The organism is Streptomyces sp. NPDC053431, assembly GCF_044544925.1.
Lineage (GTDB): Bacteria > Actinomycetota > Actinomycetes > Streptomycetales > Streptomycetaceae > Streptomyces.
This window is the reverse complement of the sequence record NZ_JBITXX010000011.1, coordinates 120858-138970: the sequence shown is the minus strand read 5'-3', so window position 1 is coordinate 138970 and position 18113 is coordinate 120858. Positions and strand designations below refer to the sequence as shown.

At 73.2% G+C, this 18113-nt stretch carries 16 protein-coding genes and 1 pseudogene; 9 read left to right on the top strand and 8 right to left on the bottom strand.

Annotation, left to right across the window (positions count from 1 at the left end; genetic code table 11):
• Nucleotides 1-72: 72 nt before the first annotated feature.
• Nucleotides 73-1584 (top strand): class I adenylate-forming enzyme family protein, encoded by a 1512-nt coding sequence (locus ACIGXE_RS24480; protein ID WP_399751078.1) that lies wholly within the window; start codon nt 73-75, stop codon nt 1582-1584.
• 107 nt (nt 1585-1691) lie between these two features.
• Here ACIGXE_RS24480 and ACIGXE_RS24475 read toward each other — a convergent pair whose 3' ends face one another.
• A complete protein-coding gene (locus tag ACIGXE_RS24475) occupies nt 1692-2066 on the bottom strand; it encodes an STAS domain-containing protein (protein WP_399750800.1) in 375 nt (124 codons plus the stop codon).
• A 223-nt stretch (nt 2067-2289) separates the two neighbouring features.
• Here ACIGXE_RS24475 and ACIGXE_RS24470 point away from each other — a divergent pair, with 223 nt between their 5' ends.
• Entirely contained in the window at nt 2290-2883 is a 594-nt protein-coding gene (locus tag ACIGXE_RS24470) for a sigma-70 family RNA polymerase sigma factor (protein WP_399750798.1), read from the top strand.
• On the top strand, nt 2880-4229 hold the full coding sequence (locus tag ACIGXE_RS24465) for a zf-HC2 domain-containing protein (RefSeq protein ID WP_399750796.1): 1350 nt from the start codon (nt 2880-2882) through the stop codon (nt 4227-4229). Before ACIGXE_RS24470 ends, ACIGXE_RS24465 begins: the two co-directional genes overlap by 4 nt.
• A 106-nt stretch (nt 4230-4335) precedes the next feature.
• On the opposite strand, the gene purU is transcribed toward ACIGXE_RS24465, so the two are convergent.
• The gene (gene purU, locus ACIGXE_RS24460; protein ID WP_399750794.1) at nt 4336-5187 is read right to left on the bottom strand and encodes a formyltetrahydrofolate deformylase; all 852 of its coding nucleotides are present in this window, start codon (nt 5185-5187) and stop codon (nt 4336-4338) included.
• A 68-nt stretch (nt 5188-5255) separates the two neighbouring features.
• Nucleotides 5256-5774, bottom strand: coding sequence for a hypothetical protein (locus tag ACIGXE_RS24455; protein ID WP_399750792.1), 519 nt, complete (start codon nt 5772-5774; stop codon nt 5256-5258).
• Nucleotides 5775-5907: 133 nt separating this feature from the next.
• Between ACIGXE_RS24455 and ACIGXE_RS24450 the strand changes: the two genes are divergently transcribed.
• Nucleotides 5908-7170 carry an ABC transporter substrate-binding protein gene (locus tag ACIGXE_RS24450; RefSeq protein ID WP_399750790.1) on the top strand — a complete coding sequence of 421 codons (1263 nt, stop codon included), beginning with the start codon at nt 5908-5910 and terminating at the stop codon, nt 7168-7170.
• Nucleotides 7171-7188: 18 nt separating this feature from the next.
• Here the strand turns inward: ACIGXE_RS24450 and ACIGXE_RS24445 are convergent, their stop codons facing one another.
• Nucleotides 7189-8487, bottom strand: a complete 1299-nt coding sequence (locus ACIGXE_RS24445) for a hypothetical protein (protein ID WP_399750788.1) — start codon at nt 8485-8487, stop codon at nt 7189-7191.
• Nucleotides 8488-8623: 136 nt separating this feature from the next.
• Nucleotides 8624-10006 (bottom strand): transcriptional regulator, encoded by a 1383-nt coding sequence (locus ACIGXE_RS24440; RefSeq protein WP_399750786.1) that lies wholly within the window; start codon nt 10004-10006, stop codon nt 8624-8626.
• 319 nt (nt 10007-10325) lie between these two features.
• On the opposite strand from ACIGXE_RS24440, the gene ACIGXE_RS24435 reads away from it, so the two are divergent.
• From ACIGXE_RS24435 to ACIGXE_RS24420, 4 genes are all read left to right on the top strand, one after another.
• Nucleotides 10326-11003 carry a bifunctional DNA primase/polymerase gene (locus ACIGXE_RS24435; RefSeq protein ID WP_399750785.1) on the top strand — a complete coding sequence of 226 codons (678 nt, stop codon included), beginning with the start codon at nt 10326-10328 and terminating at the stop codon, nt 11001-11003.
• Nucleotides 11004-11106: 103 nt separating this feature from the next.
• The gene (locus tag ACIGXE_RS24430; protein ID WP_399751076.1) at nt 11107-11946 is read left to right on the top strand and encodes an ABC transporter ATP-binding protein; all 840 of its coding nucleotides are present in this window, start codon (nt 11107-11109) and stop codon (nt 11944-11946) included.
• The gene (locus ACIGXE_RS24425) at nt 11943-13598 is read left to right on the top strand and encodes a transporter (RefSeq protein WP_399750784.1); all 1656 of its coding nucleotides are present in this window, start codon (nt 11943-11945) and stop codon (nt 13596-13598) included. The genes ACIGXE_RS24430 and ACIGXE_RS24425 overlap by 4 nt, the downstream gene beginning before the upstream one ends.
• 390 nt (nt 13599-13988) lie before the next feature.
• Complete coding sequence (locus ACIGXE_RS24420) at nt 13989-14441, top strand: subtilase-type protease inhibitor (RefSeq protein ID WP_399750782.1); 453 nt, start codon at nt 13989-13991, stop codon at nt 14439-14441.
• A gap of 141 nt (nt 14442-14582) precedes the next feature.
• On the opposite strand, the gene ACIGXE_RS24415 is transcribed toward ACIGXE_RS24420, so the two are convergent.
• Both ACIGXE_RS24415 and ACIGXE_RS24410 read right to left on the bottom strand, forming a co-directional pair.
• Entirely contained in the window at nt 14583-15434 is an 852-nt protein-coding gene (locus tag ACIGXE_RS24415; RefSeq protein WP_399750780.1) for an alpha/beta fold hydrolase, read from the bottom strand.
• 440 nt (nt 15435-15874) lie between these two features.
• Nucleotides 15875-16567, bottom strand: coding sequence for a metal-dependent transcriptional regulator (locus ACIGXE_RS24410; protein WP_128983937.1), 693 nt, complete (start codon nt 16565-16567; stop codon nt 15875-15877).
• 150 nt (nt 16568-16717) lie between these two features.
• On the opposite strand from ACIGXE_RS24410, the gene ACIGXE_RS24405 reads away from it, so the two are divergent.
• Nucleotides 16718-17473 carry an SIS domain-containing protein gene (locus tag ACIGXE_RS24405; RefSeq protein WP_399750777.1) on the top strand — a complete coding sequence of 252 codons (756 nt, stop codon included), beginning with the start codon at nt 16718-16720 and terminating at the stop codon, nt 17471-17473.
• Nucleotides 17474-17598: 125 nt separating this feature from the next.
• Here ACIGXE_RS24405 and ACIGXE_RS24400 read toward each other — a convergent pair.
• A pseudogene (locus ACIGXE_RS24400) lies at nt 17599-18113 on the bottom strand (hypothetical protein); the annotation flags it as partial.

The following is an 18113-nucleotide window of genomic DNA, read 5'->3' as shown; positions in this document are numbered from 1 at the left end:
AGTCAGTTCCGGGAGTCGTCAGCCAGGGGAGACGTCGTGACCGAAGCCGAGACCGCAGCCGCAACCGCCGCCGTGACCGCGACCGCACAGGCCCTGGGCGCCTCCCGGACGCTCTGGGAGCTCGTCGCGCGCCGCGCCGCGCTCACCCCGGACCGGCCCGTCCTGCTCCAGGGCGACCGCGCCCTCACCTTCGGCGAGCTCCGCGACCGCGCCGAACGCTGCGCCGCCGGGCTGTACGGCAAGGGCGTGCGCCCCGGCACCGTCGTCGCCTGGCAGCTGCCGACCCGGATCGAGACCGCGGTGCTGTCCTTCGCGCTCGCCCGGCTCGGGGCCGTGCAGTCGCCCGTCATCCCCTTCTACCGCGACAAGGAGGTCGGCTTCGCGCTGCGCGAGTCCGGCGCCGAGTTCTTCGCCGTGCCCGGGGTGTGGCGCGGCTTCGACCACACCGAGATGGCCCGCCGGCTCGGCGCGCGCGGCGTCTTCGAGGCGTACGAGGCGGACGCCCTGCCCGACGGGGACCCGGGCGTGCTGCCGCCCCCGCCGTCCGACGGGACCGCGGTGCGCTGGATCTACTGGACCTCGGGCACGACCTCCGATCCCAAGGGCGTGCTGCACACCGACCGTTCGCTCATCGCGGGCGGCTCCTGCCTGGCCCACGCCCTGCACCTGAGCGAGACCGACGTCGGCTCGATGGCCTTCCCGTACGCGCACATCGCGGGCCCCGACTACACGGTCATGCTGCTGCTGTACGGATTCCCCGCCGTCATGTTCGAGCACTTCGCGCTGCCGGACGCGCTGGACGAGTACCGCAGGCACGGGGTCACGGTGGCCGGCGGGTCCACCGCCTTCTACTCGATGTTCCTCGCCGAGCAGCGCAAGCGGCCGGGCGAGCCGGTCATCCCCACCCTCCGGCTGCTCGCGGGCGGCGGCGCGCCCAAGCCGCCGGAGATCTACCACGCGGTCGTACGGGAGATGGGCTGCCAGCTCACCCACGGCTACGGCATGACCGAGGTGCCGATGATCACCATGGGCGACCCCGGCGACACCGCCGAGAACCTCGCCACGACGGAGGGCCGGCCGCCCGCCGGCATGGAGATACGCATCGCGGAGGGCGGCGAGGTCCGGCTGCGCGGCGAGGCGGTCTGCCGCGGCTACCTCGACCCGGCGCAGACGGCCGCCGCCTTCGACGAGGACGGCTTCCTCGTCACCGGCGACGTGGGGCGTCTGACCGCGAGCGGACACCTCGTGCTGACCGGGCGGGTCAAGGACATCATCATCCGCAAGGGCGAGAACATCTCGGCCAAGGAGATCGAGGACCTCCTCCACGAACACCCCGGCGTCGGCGACGCGGCCGTCATCGGACTGCCCGATCCCGAGCGCGGCGAGCGGGTCTGCGCGGTGGTCGAACAGCCCGCGGGCGCCGAGCCGCTGACCCTGGAGGCGGTGACGGCCTTCCTGCGCGCGGCGGGTCTGTCCGTCTTCAAGCTGCCCGAGCAGCTGGAGGTGGTGGACGCGCTGCCCCGGAACGACACGCTGCGGAAGGTGCTCAAGTACAAGCTGCGGGAGCGGTTCGCGGACTCCTAGGTCCTGTCGTCGAACTCCCGTCGTTGCCCGGACGGCGGCTCCGAGCGGGAGCGCCGGACGGGAGCGCCGGTGCCGGGCGGCCCGACCGCGTTGCCGGGGCCGGGTGTTCAGGCCGAGAGGGGCGGGGCCGGCTCGTCGAGGGCGGCCGGCACGTCCTCGTACACCTCGAAGAGGCGGCGGACGCCGAGCGCGGCGAGGACCCGGTTGACGTGCGCGCCGTCCTCGGCGCCGCGGGCGGGCAGGATCAGCCGCAGCCGGCCGCCGCAGGAGCGCATCAGCCGCCGGGCGGCGACCAGGACGCCCACGCCGCTGGAGTCGCAGAAACGGACGGCGGACAGGTCGAGGACCACGTCGTGGCGGCCGCCGGCCACGGCCGCGTGGACGCGTCTGCGGATCGTCGGGGAGGTGACCAGATCCAGCTCCCCGCTGATGCGCAACACGGTCCACGTTTCCTGCTCGTCCTCGTCGACCCGGATCGTCACCAGCGGCGCCTTTCAAACGGGGGGCAAGCGGAGGAGGTGCTTCCTGTCCCCTCCCGCTGCCCGCTGCGACCTGATCGAAACCCCCGACGGCGTGGTTGACGCTTTCCTTACCATCCGGCGGTCCGTCAAGGGCGCACTTGCCGCAAAGAGAGGTGCGCCGGGTCCGGGCGCATTACTTTGGAACGTGAACTCGGGTCGGGAGGGCTGTCGGGAGGGCATCGAAATGGCGGCGAAGGACACACCACCGCGCTGGGACCGCAGAATGCAGCAGCGGCTGGCGCGCGGTGAGGCAGCCGCGCTCGGCGAGCTCTACGACCGCTTCGCCTCCCTCGTCCACAGCCTCGCGCACCGGGTCCTCGACGACGACGAGGCCGCCGACCAGATCACCCGCGAGGTCTTCGGCTACATCTGGGAGAACCCCGACGCGTACGACCCCAAGCAGGGCAACATGCGCGCGTGGGTGGCCCGGCTGACCCAGCGCCAGGCCGTGTACCGGCTGCGCCAGTCGGAGGCCGTGGCGTACGCGGAGCGCGGCGAGGGCTCGGCGGAGGAGCTGGAGCAGAAGGTGCGCCGGGCCTCGGTCGCGGCCCGCGCCGACTACATCGTGACGTCCATGCCCACGCCGCTGCGGCAGGCCCTGGAGCTGGCCTACTTCCAGCGCCGGGACTACCGGCAGACGGCGGTGGACCTCGGCGTGACCGAGGACGAGGCGCGGCGCCGGCTGCGGCTCGGGCTGCAGCTGCTGTCGACCGCGAACACCCGCCCCCTGGAGGGCTCTTCGCCGCCCGGCCCCGGCGGCTACGGACGGGCGCTGTGAGCCGGGCGGACGACGACCCCGAGGAGGTCGCACGCGCCCCGTGGATACCGGGCCCGCGACCCGCCGCGGACGACCACGCGGACCTGACCTCCCCTTTCCCCGCCTTCCAGGACCTCAAGGACGATCCTGACGTCCCGGGTGCCGGCGGCTTCCAGGGCGCCGAGGGCGTCCCGGGCCCCCGGGACCTGGGGGACGGCGTTCCGTCCGCGGAGCCGCCGCCGGCCGAGGCCGCCGAGCCCGTCCTCGAACTCCCCCACCGGGTCCTCAAGTCGCTGCTCGGCGCGTGGGCGCTGTCGGCCTGCTCGGCGGAGGAGACGCGCGCGGTCGAGAACCACCTCACCGAGTGCGCCCCCTGCGCGGACGAGGCGCTGCGGCTGCGGGACGCCGTCGGGCTGCTGCACGCCGAGCGCGATCTCGACCTCGACCCGCTGCTGCGCTCCCGGGTCCTGGAGAACTGTCTGGGCCGGCGCCCGGCCCGGATCCCCGTGCCCACGTGGGCGACGCCGTACGACGCGGAGACCGCCCGGCTCGACGCGCTGCTGCGGGACATCGGCGAGTCGGAGTGGCACGCGCCGGTGCGCCTCAAGTGGTTCGAGGGCGAGCGCCGGGTGAACCGCAAGACGACGGTCGCCGGGGTGATCGGGCATCTCCTCGCGGTGGACGGCCTGGTGGCCGCCTCCCTCGGCCTGGACGACCCGCTGGGCGCGGGCGCGGAAGAGCTGTCGCCGGCCGAGCGCACGGACAGCTACTGGAACTCCTCGGCGCGCCCGCCCACCCGCACGATCCGCGAGCCGTGGCGGGAACAGAGCCACACCCTGATCCGTACGGTCTCCTTCGCGGGCCGGGGCGTGGCGGACCTGACGGTGACGTACGGGGACTTCGCCCTGCCCCTGCGGGACTCGCTGCTGGAGCGGGCCTTCGAGTGCTGGGTGCACGCGGAGGACATCGCGCAGGCGGTGGCCTATCCGTACGAACCGCCGGCCGGCGCCCATATGCACGGCATGATCGACCTGGCGGCCCGGCAGCTCCCGGCCGCCCTGGCCGGCCGGCGCCGCGCGGGCCTGGCCGCCCCGGCGCGCGAGCTCGTGACGGCCGGCGCGCCCGGCCGTTCGCTCCATCTGGAGATCGAGGGCGCGGGCGGCGGCCACTGGTACATCGCCCTGGACTCTCCCGCGGCCCTCGGCTCGCGTGACCACGCGGTGGCCCAGGTGGCGATGGACGCGGTCGAGTTCTGCCAGCTGGTCGCGGGCCACGTCCCCCCGGAGGAGGCCGCGGCGGGCCAGGACGGCGACCGCGAGGCCATCCGCGACGTGCTGTTCGCGGCGGCCTCGCTGAGCCGGTTGTAGGCGGCTGCCGCGTCGGGCGTCGCGGCCGGTCGCAGGCGGCTGCCGCGGCCGGCGTCGCGAACCGGGCCGGCAGCCGCCGGCCCGGGCCCTCCCCGGGGATGTCCGGCTAGGCGAAGACGACCGTGCGGCGCCCGTTCAGGAGGATACGGCGCTCCGCGTGCCATTTCACCGCGCGGGCCAGCGCCTGGCACTCGACGTCGCGGCCGATGGCGACCAGCTGGTCCGGGGTCACCTCGTGGCCGACCCGCTCGACCTCCTGCTCGATGATCGGGCCCTCGTCGAGGTCGGCCGTCACGTAGTGGGCCGTCGCGCCGATCAGCTTCACACCGCGGGCGTGCGCCTGGTGGTAGGGCTTGGCGCCCTTGAAGCTCGGGAGGAAGGAGTGGTGGATGTTGATGATCCGGCCCGAGAGCCGCTTGCACAGGTCGTCGGAGAGGACCTGCATGTAGCGGGCCAGGACGACCAGCTCGACGCGCTGCTCCTCCACCAGGGCCAGCAGCTCCGCCTCCGCCGCCGGCTTGGTGTCCTTCGTCACCGGGATGTGGCGGAAGGGGATGCCGTACGAGCCGACCAGCTCGGCGAAGTCGGTGTGGTTGGAGACGACCGCCACGATCTCGACCGGCAGCGCGCCGATCCGGGAGCGGAACAGCAGGTCGTTCAGGCAGTGGCCGAACTTCGACACCATCAGCACGACGCGCATCCGCTCGTCGGCCCGGTTGATCTGCCAGTCCATCTCGAAGGCGTCGCCCACCGCCGCGAAGCTCGCCCGCAGCTTCTCCACCGTGACCGGGGCCTCGGCCGAGAAGTGGACCCGCATGAAGAAGAGACCCGTGTCACGGTCTCCGAACTGCTGACTGTCCTCGATGTTGCATCCCGTGATGAAGAGGTAGCTCGACACGGCGTGCACGATGCCCTGTTTGTCCGGGCACGAGAGAGTGAGGACGTACTGGTCGGTCATCCCGACAGCCTGCCACACCCGGCGGCCCCGGCCGACGCCTCGTCCGTCAGACGGACGCCCGGCGTCCTTCAGGCGGAACCCGTCATGATGCGCAGCACCTCCAGCGAGCGCGGAGGCACGTCCGGGTCCTCCCCGTCCGCCGTCGCGAGCCGTACGTGCGCCTCGCGGGCCGCCCGTACCGCCTCCGGCCAGGCGTGGTGCTCCAGGTACGCGGAGACCGGGGCGTCCGCGCCGACCTGGTGCATGATGCGCAGCACCCGCAGCACGGCCACGTCGACGAGCGCGGCCTCGCCGGAATCGCGGAATATCGTCCCCACGTACTTCTCGGCGGACCAGCTGTCCAGCCAGGTGTCCTCGACCAGTCGGTAGACGGCGTCGGTGACGTCGCCGAACCCGTCCTGGCCGGCGAGCCAGGTCGTCTCGTGGAACTCCGGGTCCGAGAGCATGTGCAGCGCGGAGCGCACATTGGCGCGCCAGCGCCACCACGGCATGTCGTTGAGCGGCATGCCGCCCATGGTGGAGGAGCGACGGCCGCGACGGGAAGAGTTCACCGAACCGGAGGTGGGGGTGGGGGTGCTACCGGACATCGCTCGATCGTACGTTTCCCCACCGACAGCGCTTGTCCCGGCCCCGGCCGGCCCCCGTAATTCACCTTGACGTCACTCGCCGTTGAATCTCGCTCACTCCCGCGTTACCCGTGGGGCGGAATTGTGCATGGTCATGACCGGTAGGCGACTGACCACACTTCTCGCGTACGTCTCGACAGCGGCGGCCGCAGCGTCGCTGCTCACCGGCTGCGGCGTTCTCCCTGGGGCCACGGGGGGCTCCAGGGAGCCCGTCACCGTGATGACCTGGGCCCCCGACCAGACCCGCGCCACCAACATGCCCGGAATGCCCGCGATGGCCCAGGCCTACGCCCGCTGGGTGAACGCCAACGGCGGCATCGACGGCCACGAGCTGCGCGTCCTTACCTGCAACGAACAGAACACCAACGCCGGCGCCGCCGCCTGCGCGCGCCGGGCGGTCCACGAGGGCGCCGTCGCCGTCGTCGGCTCCTACAGCCAGTACGGGCGCTCGTTCATGGCCCCGCTGGAGGCCGCCGGCATCCCCTACATCGGCGGCTACGGCATCTCCGAGGACGAGTTCACCAGCCCGCTCTCCTATCCCGTCAACGGCGGCCAGGCCTCCCTCATCGCCGGCCACGGCATCCAGCTCGCCGCGAGCTGCCGCAAGGTCTCCCTGGTCCGCCCCGACACCATCACCGGCGACAAGCTGCCGGACCTGCTCAACACCGGCCTGCGCGACGCCAGCCACCGCGGCGCGGTCGACATCCCGGCCGTCGAGGACGCCGCCGAGTACACGGAGCAGGCCGACAAGGCCCGCGAACGGGCCGGCCGCGAGAACGGCTGCGTCACCGCCGTCCTCGGCGAGCGCACCCAGACCTTCTTCGACTCCTTCCGCCGCCTCCCCGACCGGAAGGACGAGGACGGCCGGGCCGTGCGCATCTCCTCCGTCCTCGGCAGCGTCGGCCAGCCCCTCATCGACCGCTCCGGCGGTGCGCACAGCCCCTTCGAGGGCGCCTACGTCACCGGCTGGTACCCGGACGCCGACAACCGGGCCTGGGACCCGATGCGCAAGGTGATCAAGGAACACGCCTTCGTGGACAACCGGGTCGACCCCACCGACGCGGGCGTGCAGACGACCTGGATCGCGTACACCGTGCTCCGGCAGGTCGTCGAGTCCCTCGACACCGACGAGGTCACCGCCCTGAAGATCAGCCACGCCCTCGACCAGGGCGCCGAGATCGACACCGGCGGTCTCACGCCGCGGCTGCGCTGGCGCTACGACGACCTGCTCGGCGCCCGTGACTTCCCCCGGATCGTCAACCACGACGTGACGTTCCAGGTGGTGCGGAACGGGCGGCTCGTGGCGCAGAAGCCCGGCTTCGTCGACGTCGGCAGCACGGTCCTGGCCGCGCCGTAGCGGCGCCGCCCGCCCCTCCTACAGCTGGGTGGGCTCGCGCTTCGACAGTCCGTACTTCTCGGCGGTCGGGTTCCACAGCCCGGCCGCCTCCTTCTTGGCGGCCGTAGCCTCGGCGCTCTTCTTGGTGGCCTCGACCGTCTGCGAGGTCGACCGGGCGTGGCCGCCCTTGCAGATCTTCTTGCCCTTCGCCTGCTCCGCCCAGGCCGCGTAGTGGTCGTCGGCGGAGGCCGAGGCCTGCCACGCCCTGGTGAGCGCCCCGGTCAGCGCCGAGCTGTTCGGCAGCTGGTCCACGGAGAGCCCCTGGAGCCGGGTGATCAGGCCGCGGCGCTGCTCGGCGGCGCCGCGCAGATCGCTCGCCGCCCGGTCGAGGTCGGTGCAGTTCTTGATCGCCTCGACGGACCGGATCACCGCGCCGCGGCTGTTGTTGCTGTCGGCGAGCAGCTTGTCCAGCGCCTTCGCCTGCGCCTCCACCGGGTCGGCGGCCTTCTCGGTCGCTCCGCCGGTGGGCGCGGCGGAGCTCGCGGCCACGTTCTGCCCGCCCTTGGCGGTGTCGTCCTTCTTGTCGTCGCCCCCGCTGAGCAGCGCGCCGGCGCCGAGGCCGACCACGGCGCAGCCGATGACCACGGCCGCGATCAGCACGGCCGGGGACCTGCGGCGCGACGGCTCGGGCTCGTCGTCGTAGTACGCGTCCTGGTAGGCGTCCTGCTGGTACGCGTCCTGGTAGCCGTACTGCTGCGCGGGCGGCGGCTGCGGCGGCTGGTACTGCTGCTGCGGCACGACCGGGGGCGCCGGGGCCGGCCGCGGGGTCTCGCTGCGGAACAGGTTGTCGAAGTCGGCCAGCGGCGGCCGCTCCGGCTGCAGGTGCGGCGCGGGCGCCGGCGGTGCCTGCGGGGCCGGGGCCTGCGGCGGCACGGACGCCATGTACTGGGTCGCCTGGGCGTCGGGCCCGTCCACGGGCGCCGGCCCGCCCGCGACCGGCGGCAGGTACTGCGTCGCCTGGGCATCCTGGTGCGACGGCGGGGCCTGCGGCGGCACGGGCGCGATGTACTGCGTCGCCTGCGAGTCCGGGCCCGGGTAGCCGTACCCGGGCTGCGGCGGCCGGCCGGCCTGCTGCGGGTAGCCGTAACCCTGCTGCGGCGCGGGGGCGGCCTGCGGGTAGCCGTACCCGGGCTGCGGCGGGGCCGTCGGCGGCTGGGCCGGGACCGGCGGCAGGTACTGCGTCGCCTGGGCGTCCGAGGGGCCGCCAGGGGTCACCTCAGGGGGGAGGGGCTGAGCGGCCGGATACTGCTGCTCCGGCCCCTGTCCGCTGTGCGTCACCGGGACTCCTGTTGATGGACTGCTCGACCGAACCTACGGAATCGTCGGCTCACGCTACCCGGTGCGTGCGACCCCCCGCACACACGTGTGACAGAGGTGTGACGTAGGGCATCCGGCCCGGTCGGCGAGACGCCGGCTAGGCCGCGTAGAGGTCGAGACGCGCTCCGAACTCCCGCACCACCGCCTCACCCGCGTACGGTTCGAGGCGCTCCCGCAGGTCGCCGAGGTACTCCGCGCCGCGCGAGGAACGCAGGGTCGCCAGCAGTTCCAGGGCGCGGGTGCCGGTGTGGCAGGCCTGCTCGACCTCCCGCTGCTGGACCTGGGCCGAGGCGAGCAGCGCCAGGCCGATCGCCCGCCGCCGGGCCCGGGTCTCCGGGTGGCCGGCCAGGGAGCGCTCGGCCGCCCGGGCCGCCTCCCGGGCCTGTCCGAGGTCGCGGTGGCAGTGCGCCAGCTCGTCCGCGAGGTACGCCTCGTCGAAGTGGGCGATCCACGTGGGGTCGTCGCCGGCCTCCGGGTCGGCCCGCTCCAGCGCCTCCTCGGCGAGGCCGGCGACGCGCTCGAAGGCGTACGCGTCGCCGAGCAGCGCGTGACCGCGGGCCTCCGCCGCCAGGAACATCGCCTCGGCCCGCGGCGACACCTGGCCCCGCGCGCCCTCCTGCGCGGCCCGTGCGAGCTGCGCGATCTCCCGCGGGTTGCCGAGCTGGGCCGCGAGGTGGCTCATGGACGCGGCGAGCACGTAGCCGCCGTACGCCCGGTCGCCGGCGGCCTGCGCCAGCCGCAGGGCCTGGATGTAGTAGCGCTGGGCGAGCCCGGCCTGGCCGGTGTCCACGGCCATGTACCCGGCGAGCTCGGTCAGCCGGGCGACCGCCGCGAAGAGCTCGCGGCCCACCGTCTCCCGGTACGAGCCGGAGAGCATGCCCGACACCACGCTGTTGAGGTAGTGGACGACGACGGGCCGCACGTGCCCGCTGCCGAACCGCCGGTCCAGGTCGACCAGGGCGGTGGTCATGGCCCGTACCGCGGCGACGTCCGAGGCCCCGACCCGCGCCCCGGCGGCCCGCGCCACCTGCGGGTCGGCGCCGGTGATCAGCCAGTCCCGGCTCGGCTCGACCAGCGCGGAGGCGGCGACCGTCGAGCCGGACAGGAAGTCGCGCCGGCCCACGTCGCTGCGCCACAGCTCGCAGACCTGCTCGATGGCGCCGAGCACGGTCGGCGCGAACTGGAGCCCGACGCCCGAGGCGAGGTTGCGGCCGTTGGCCATGCCGACCTCGTCGATGGTGACCGTACGGCCCAGCTTGCGCCCCAGGGCCTCGGCGATGATGCCGGGCGCCCGGCCGCGCGGCTGCTGCCCGCGCAGCCAGCGGGCGACCGAGGTCTTGTCGTACCGCAGGTCGAGTCCGCGCTCCGCCCCGACCATGTTGACCCTGCGGGCGAGGCCGGCGTTGGAGCACCCGGCCTCCTGGATGAGCGCCTGCAGCCGTTCGTTGGGCTGGCGGGCGACGAGTGGCCTGGCTGCCATGATGACTACCCCCTGAGGCCGGTGCGGTGATCACGTCGGTCCCGCTGCTCAACGGCCGTTGATCGACGGGACTGTTGATCACCTTGCCCGGCAGATATCCGGTCAATGCAGATGTGAACACGCGAAACCGGACACGTCGGCCACGGCCCTCGGTACGGCACGCCGCCGACGCCCCCCACCTGTGGATACCCGCCCGCCGCTCACCGGCCCCATGCGCGCCCCCGCCCGTGCACCCGTGCGCCCCGTATGCAGGATCGATGCGCCACCCCGCTCGCGGCCACGCCCGTAACCCCAGGTGACGGCGGGAGTTGAGTTCGACGTGGAAGAGACCATCGGAGTCACGGAAGCCGCACAGATTCCCAAGCAGCGAGGCGAGCTGCTGCTGGACAGCGCCGTGCGGTACGCGGAAGAGCGGCACTGGGACGTGTTCCCCGGGACCTGGCTGGAGGCGGTCGAGGGCAGGGAGCGCTGCTCCTGCGGCGCCGAGGCCTGTCCGGCGCCCGGCGCCCACCCGGCCAGGCCCGACTGGTCGACCCAGGCGACGGGCAGCGCCGTCGGGGCCCGGCGGATGTGGTCGAAGCAGCCGAAGGCGTCGATCCTGCTGCCCACCGGCCGCACCTTCGACGCGATCGAGGTCCCCGAGTCGGCCGGCTTCCTCGCCCTGGCCCGGATGGAGCGCATGGAGCTGACGCTCGGCCCGGTGACCTGCACGCCCGACCGCCGGATGTTCTTCTTCGTGCTGCCCGGCGCCGCGGTCAAGGTGCCCGACCTCGTACGCAAGCTGGGCTGGGTGCCGTCCTCGATCGACCTCACCACGCGCGGCGAAGGGCACTACGTGGCCGCGCCGCCGACCCGCGTCGGCGCCTTCGGCGCGGTGCAGTGGGCCCGCAAGCCCACGCCGGCGAACCGCTGGCTGCCGGACGCCGAGGAGCTGATCAGCCCGCTCGCGTACGCGTGCGGGCGGGAGGCGGCGGACGCGCGGTCGCGTCGGCAGTGAGCGGCCCGCCTTTCTGCCGGGATCGAGCAATGTGGCCGAAAGGCGCCCAGCCGTAAGGTGGTCCCCGTACAAACGGGGACAACCGAAGGGTTGACGCAACATGATGCCTGACCAGGCATTTGACGGAGTGTTCGAAACGGCGGGCGGGGCATCGGGATCCGGTGCGGCGCCCGCCGTTCACGTCGAGGGGCTGTGGAAGCGCTTCGGCCAGCAGATCGCGGTCAACGGGATCGACCTGATCCTGCCCGCGGGCAAGTTCATCGGTCTCGTCGGGCCCAACGGCGCCGGCAAGACCACCACTCTGTCGATGATCACGGGACTGCTCCGCCCCGACGCCGGCCGGATCCGGGTCGCCGGGCACGACGTGTGGGCCGATCCCGAGTCCGTCGCCCAGGTCAAGGCGAGGATCGGCATCCTGCCCGAGGGGCTGCGCCTCTTCGAGCGCCTCTCGGGCCGTGAACTCCTCGCGTACAGCGGACGGTTGCGCGGACTGCCCGGCGCCGAGGTCGACAAGCGGGCCACGCAGCTGCTCGACGTGCTCGACCTCGCCGGCTCCCAGCACAAGCTGGTGGTGGACTACTCGACCGGTATGCGCAAGAAGATCGGCCTGGCCGCCGCGCTGCTGCACAACCCGGAAGTCCTCTTCCTGGACGAGCCGTTCGAGGGCGTCGACCCGGTGTCCGCCCAGACCATCCGGGGCGTCCTGGAGCGCTACACCTCCTCCGGCGCCACCGTGGTCTTCTCCAGCCATGTCATGGAGCTCGTGGAGTCGCTGTGCGACTGGGTCGCCGTGATGGCGGCCGGCCAGATCCGCGCCCAGGGCCCGCTGGAGCAGGTGCGCGGCTCGGCGCCGTCGCTGCAGGCCGCGTTCCTGGAACTGGTCGGCGCGAACGGGCGGGACTCCGGGGAGTCCCTGGACTGGCTGGGCGGTCGGGCCCGATGACCACCGCGACCCCGCCGGCCCCGGCGCCGGCCGCCACGGGGGCCGCGGCCGCCGCGCCCTCCCTCACCTCCGTCTTCGTCCGGCTCAAGCTGGCGCTGCTGCGGAACGGCCTGAAGCAGTCGGGCGGCCGCACCGCCGCCTTCGTCGCGTCGATCGTCGTCGCCCTGGTCTTCGCCGTCGGAATGCTGCTGGCCTTCGTCCTGATGCGCGGGCACGCGGCCGCGCCGGTCGTCACCGTCCTGCTCGCCGGTGTCATCGCGCTCTCGTGGACGGTCATGCCGCTGTTCGTCCCGAGCGGCGACGAGACGCTCGACCCCTCGCGGCTCGTGATGCTGCCGCTGCGTCCCCGGCCGCTGGTCCGGGCGCTGCTGGTGGCCTCGCTGGTCGGTGTCGGCCCTCTCCTCACGACGATCCTCGCGGTCGGCGCGGGCCTGGCGCTCGCGGTGGGCGCGGCGGGGACGGTCGTCGCCGTCCTCGCCGTGCCGCTCGTCGTGCTGACCTGCGTGGCGCTGTCGCGCTCGGTGGCCGCCGCGAACGTACGGCTCCTCACCTCGCGCAAGGGCCGCGACCTGGCCGTGCTGTCCGGCCTGGTGATCGCGGTCGGCATGCAGCTGGTCAACTTCGGCGCGCAGCGGCTGGGCCGGGCCGGCGGCGTCTCCTCGCTGGAGCCGGCCGCCGAGGTGGTGGGCTGGCTGCCGCCGGCCTCCGCGGTCTCCGCGATCGACGCGGCCGGTGCCGGCGACTACGCGATCGCCGCCGTCAAACTGCTGCTCACCGCGGCCGCGGTGGTGGGGCTCCTGTACTGGTGGCAGCGCAGCCTGGTGCGGCTGATGACCGAGCCGGACGGCTCCACGATCGGCGCGTCCTCGGACGCGGGCGCCAAGGACCTGTCGGCCTCGTCCGGGCGGCTCGGCCGGCTGCTGCCGGGCGGGCGTACGGGCACGGTGATGGAGCGCAGCCTGCGCTACGTCTGGCGCGACCCGAAGACCAAGGCGGCGTGGGTGACCTCGCTCGCCATCGGCGCGATCGTCCCCCTCTTCAACGCCCTGCAGGGCACCGGCTCGATCTACTTCGCCTGCTTCGCCTCGGGCATGCTCGGCATCCAGATGTACAACCAGTTCGGCCAGGACACCTCCGCGTTCTGGATGGTGGCGCAGACCATCTCGACGGCGGCCGACGCCTACGCCGAACTCCGGGCCCGTGCCCTGGCCCTGCTGACGATCACGGTGCCGTACACGGCCCTGGTGACGGCGGCGACGGCCGGCGTCCTCGGCCGGTGGGGCAGCCTGCCGGAGGCCCTGGGCCTCGCGTTCGCGCTGCTCGGCGCGATGGTGGCGAGTGGCGCCCTGGCCTCGGCGAGGTTCCCGTACTCGATACCGCAGGACAGCGGCTACAAGAACGTGGCGCCGGGCCAGGCCGGTCTCGCCTGGATCTCGATCTTCGGCGGCATGCTCGCCTCGGCGCTGCTGTGCCTGCCGGTGATCGGCGCGGCCCTCTTCCTCCACCTCGCGGACCACGAGTCCCTGCTGTGGGTGCTGCTCCCCGGCGGTGTGCTCTACGGCGCGCTGCTGATCCAGGGCGGTCTGAAGCTGGCGGCGCCGCGGGTGGCGGGCCGGCTGCCGGAGATCCTGGCGGCGGTCAGCAAGGGCTGATCGCCGGCCGCAGGAGGCGAGGTGGGGCCCGGTCCGGGAATCGCGGACCGGGCCCCACCCCTGTGCGGGCACGGTACCGAACGGGGGTCCTTCCGGCCGATCGAGCACACTCCCAAGTACTCCAAATGCGAACAATTTTCGGGAAGTTGCAGGTCAATCGGTCGTTCACGCTTGAACCGCCGACGCGTACGGGCGGCCGGCAGGCGGTCCGGAGGTATGGGTTCCCCCATCTCAGCTGGCCGAACGACCAGTCGGTACGCACCCGTCGAGCGGACCGGCCGGAAACCGGCGCACGGATGTGCGATCACTCTGCGCGTCGACAAGACTCCTCAGCGCATGCACATCTGCGTGCACATCAGCACCCGCAGCCACAAGCGAAAGGGAAATTCCGTGCGTTACTTCCGCGCATTCGGCGCCACCGCGCTCGCCACCGCGAGCGGCCTCGCCCTCCTCGGCACCGCGATCGCCGGTACCGGTACGGCCCAGGCCGCTCCCACGAGCCTGTACCCGCCGTCCGCGCTCGTCCTCACCATCGGCAAGGGCCAGCGCCCCGCCACGGCCACGATCGTCCGCGCGGCCACCCTCACCTGCGGCCCCACCGTCGCCGGCAGTCACCCCGACCCCGCCTCGGCGTGCGGCGAACTCGCGGCCGTGGACGGCGACTTCGCCCGCCTGACGGCCTTAGCGGACGACGGCGGCCGCCCCTGTACGCGCGAGTGGGACCCGGTCACGGTCACGGGCGACGGCGTCTGGCAGGGCAAGCGCGTGCGGTGGTCGGCCACGTACGGCAACACGTGCGAGCTGCGGGCGCGTACGGGCGAGAGCGCGGTCTTCGCGTTCTGACGCGGGCGCGCCCCCGTTCCGACACGGGCAGCGTTCCCGTCCCGACCCCGGGCGGCGCCCCCGTCCGCCCGTGGGGGGCCGTCCCGGACGACAGGTCCGGGACGGCCCCGGCCGTTTCCGGCCCGTGGTCGGACTCGTCGGTCAGGCGGTGAGGGCGCCGTTCAGGAACGGCTCCACCGCCTCCCACCAGGCGTCCGCGTGCTCGTAGTGGAGGAGGTGGCCCGCGTCCGGGATCTCCGCGTACGCGCCGTGCGGGAGAACGCGGACCATCTCCTGGGCCTCGGCCCGGCCCAGCTCGCCGTCGAGACCGCGGACGACGAGGGTGGGGCAGCGGACCTGGGCGAGGGAGTCCCAGTGGGCGTCGTGGACCCAGGTCTCGCGCGAGGTCAGCATCTGCTCCGGGTCGAAGACGGGCCGCCAGCCGTCCGGGTGCTCGGCCATCACCTCGGCGAAGAACGCGCCGCGCGCCGGGCGGGGGCGCTCCACCCAGGGGTCGTCCTCGCCGAACCAGCGGCGGACGGCGTCGAGCGAGGCGAAGGGGAGGGGCCAGCGGCGGAACCAGTCCTGCCACTCACGCTGGGAGGCCGCACCGAGGGCGGAGGCCCGCATGTCGCAGATGACGAGGGCGCGCACGAGGTCGGGGCGCTCGGCGGCGAGCTGCCAGGCGGTGAGGGCGCCCATGGAGTGCCCGACGAGGGTGACGGGGCCGAGGCCGAGCCGCTCGACGACGGCGGCCGCGTCGGCCACGTACGCCTCGCGCGTGAAGGGGCCGGCGGCGGGCTTCTCGCTGTGGCCGTGACCGCGCTGGTCCAGGGCGACGGTTCGGTGGCGCGGCGCGAGCCGGCCGGCGGCGGACGCCCAGTGGGAGGCGCTGCCCATCAGTCCGTGGAGCAGTAACACCCCGGGCCCCGACTGCGGGGCGGTCTGTTCCGTGAAGTCCCAGGCCGCCAGGCGTACGCCGTCGGCTCCCGTGACGTCGAGTCGTCGCACCATGCTGCTCGGCACCCCCTCTTTCCATGGCCCCGTGGTTGACCCCGTGGAACTGCCTCGTGGAACTGCCTCGTGGAACCGCGCCAGACTATCGAACCTGTATTCGAAAATGCGCTTCTGCCACTCAACACCCCACGTTCGAGTGACAGCGCTCAAGGATTGACGGCTGCTGCCGAGGGGAGATCTTCAGCGGGAGGCGGACCGCTCGGGGAAAACGGTCCGAGGGGATTGACCCTGGGAGCTCGGGGCTCCGGGTCAGCACAGGGGAGGACGGACCCCGGCGCCGGAAGGCGCCGGGGTTCTCCGTATGAAGGGTGGCCCTCATCCCCCCAGCGTGGCACGGGAGGGGGCGCGGGCGTGGCGATTCCGCCGTAAAACGGGCCCGGCACGAAAGGAGCCGGCCGTAGGGCGGGCGACCGGACGGGTGGCGGGCCGAGTCGCCGCTAGCGCTTGGCGACGAAGACGTGCGCCGCGACCTCGGAGTCCAGCTCGGCCGCCTCGCCGCTGCTGCCCACCAGGACACCGCCCGGGGACTCGGTCACCGAGACCACGGAGCCCGGCTGCACCCCCGCACGGCGCAGCGTGTACATCAGCTGGGCGTCCGTCTGGATCGGCTCGCCGATCCGGCGGACGATCACGGTCTTGCCCTCGCCGCCGGCATCCAGGTCGGCGAGCGAGACCATCGAGTCGTCCAGGAACGACTCCGCCTCGGCCTTCTCGCCCAGCTCCTCGAGGCCCGGGATCGGGTTGCCGTACGGCGACTCCGTCGGGTGCCGCAGGAGCTCCAGGACGCGGCGCTCCACGGCCTCGCTCATCACGTGCTCCCAGCGGCAGGCCTCGGCGTGGACCTGCTCCCACTCCAGACCGATCACGTCCACGAGCAGGCACTCGGCGAGCCGGTGCTTGCGCATGACGCGGGTGGCCAGGCGACGACCCTCCTCCGTGAGCTCCAGGTGGCGGTCGCTCGCGACGGCCACCAGGCCGTCGCGCTCCATGCGGGCCACCGTCTGGCTCACGGTCGGACCGCTCTGGTCGAGCCGTTCGGCGATCCGGGCGCGCATGGGGACCACACCTTCCTCCTCCAGCTCAAGGATGGTGCGGAGATACATCTCCGTGGTGTCGATCAGTCCGGACATACGTGCCCCTCGATGAGTCGTGCGCTGGCCCTGCACCAATTCTTACGCATCGCACCGACAACCGGGGTCCGCCGGGGCGAGGCGGTATTGACAGAGCAATGGTCCAGACCGCACCGTGATCCGCGACCACGACGAGAAGGAGCCGCCGCCATGGGCGAGAGCAAGCTGGCCGGACAGTTCTTCGACGCCGCGATCGGCCTGCTCCAGAAGGTGCGGGACGAGGACGCGGACGAGATCGCGGCCGCCGGGACCGCCGTCGCCGAGGCGGTCGCGAACGGCAACCGGCTGTTCGCGTTCGGCGCCGGTCACTCCTCGCTCGCCGCCCAGGACGTGGTCTACCGCGCGGGCGGCCTCGCCCTGATGAACCTGCTGGCCGTCCCCGGCGCGGTCGGCGTCGACGTGATGCCCGCGACCCTCGGCTCGGCCCTGGAGCGCGTGGACGGCCTGGCCGGCGCGGTCCTGGACTCCTCCCCCGCCCGGGCCGGCGACGTCCTGATCATCATCTCCCTGTCCGGGCGCAACGCCCTGCCGGTCGAGATGGCGATGAACGCGCGCGCCCTGGGCCTCACCGTGATCGGCGTGACCTCGGTGGCGTACGCGACCGAGACGAAGTCCCGGCACGCCTCGGGCACGTATCTGAAGGACCACTGCGACATCGTCCTCGACTCCAGGATCCCGATCGGCGACGCGGAGCTCACCCACGAGGGCATCGAGGCCCCCTTCGCGCCCGCGTCGACGGTCGTCACCAGCGCCCTGATGCAGGCGACCATGGCGGCGGCGGCCGAGGAACTGGTCCGCCGCGGCATCGAGCCGCCGCTGCTGCGCTCGGGGAACGTGGACGGCGGGCACGAGTGGAACGGCCGCGTGATGACGGAGTACGCCGACCGCATCTTCTACCGCCACTGACCCCCGCCGGGCCGGCCACGGCCGATCCGTCCCGGCCGTCCCGGCCGATCCGGCCACGCGGACCGAAAACGAACGCGGGGGCCGCGGCGACTTCTCGCCGCGGCCCCCGCGTTCTCTGTCAGGTCCTAGGAGACGTAGTAACCGGCGACGTCCGCCAGCAGGTCGACGGACCCGGCGTGGTTGTAGAAGCTCACCCTTCCGTTCACCACGGGCACCACGACCAGGTTGGGGATGGTCGTCCCGGCGGTGAAGTTGAGGTTCGACGTCGCCGGACGAGCCGTCCCGTCGGGGAACACCGAGACGAACCCGGTGGCCGTCGGCGCCACGGCGGTCACGTTCATGACGACCGCGGTGACCCCGGAGGCCGGGATCCCGGACACGCCGGCCACCTGCAGGGTGACCGTCTGCCCCGGACCGACCTTCCCCTGGGCGACGCCCAGCCCGGCCATGGTGTTCATCAGCCGGGTCGGGGCGATCGGCCGGAAGGCCGAACCGGTGCCGTCCGTGGTGAAGTAGCCGGCCACGTCGGCGAGCAGGTCGACGGAGCCGCTGTGGTTGTAGAAGCTCACCTTCCCGTCCGCCGACACCGGCACCACGACCAGGTTCGGGATCGTCCGCCCCGCGGTGAAGTTGAGATTCG

What these genes read in the sequence shown, in the direction of transcription:
- ACIGXE_RS24415 (WP_399750780.1), bottom strand. Translation starts at nt 15,434, where the DNA reads ATGGTGCGACGACTCGACGTCACGGGAGCCGACGGCGTACGCCTGGCG.
- ACIGXE_RS24425 (WP_399750784.1), top strand. Translation starts at nt 11,943, where the DNA reads ATGACCACCGCGACCCCGCCGGCCCCGGCGCCGGCCGCCACGGGGGCC.
- ACIGXE_RS24450 (WP_399750790.1), top strand. Translation starts at nt 5,908, where the DNA reads ATGACCGGTAGGCGACTGACCACACTTCTCGCGTACGTCTCGACAGCG.
- ACIGXE_RS24410 (WP_128983937.1), bottom strand. Translation starts at nt 16,567, where the DNA reads ATGTCCGGACTGATCGACACCACGGAGATGTATCTCCGCACCATCCTT.
- ACIGXE_RS24430 (WP_399751076.1), top strand. Translation starts at nt 11,107, where the DNA reads ATGCCTGACCAGGCATTTGACGGAGTGTTCGAAACGGCGGGCGGGGCA.
- ACIGXE_RS24440 (WP_399750786.1), bottom strand. Translation starts at nt 10,006, where the DNA reads ATGGCAGCCAGGCCACTCGTCGCCCGCCAGCCCAACGAACGGCTGCAG.
- ACIGXE_RS24470 (WP_399750798.1), top strand. Translation starts at nt 2,290, where the DNA reads ATGGCGGCGAAGGACACACCACCGCGCTGGGACCGCAGAATGCAGCAG.
- ACIGXE_RS24455 (WP_399750792.1), bottom strand. Translation starts at nt 5,774, where the DNA reads ATGTCCGGTAGCACCCCCACCCCCACCTCCGGTTCGGTGAACTCTTCC.
- ACIGXE_RS24405 (WP_399750777.1), top strand. Translation starts at nt 16,718, where the DNA reads ATGGGCGAGAGCAAGCTGGCCGGACAGTTCTTCGACGCCGCGATCGGC.
- purU (WP_399750794.1), bottom strand. Translation starts at nt 5,187, where the DNA reads ATGACCGACCAGTACGTCCTCACTCTCTCGTGCCCGGACAAACAGGGC.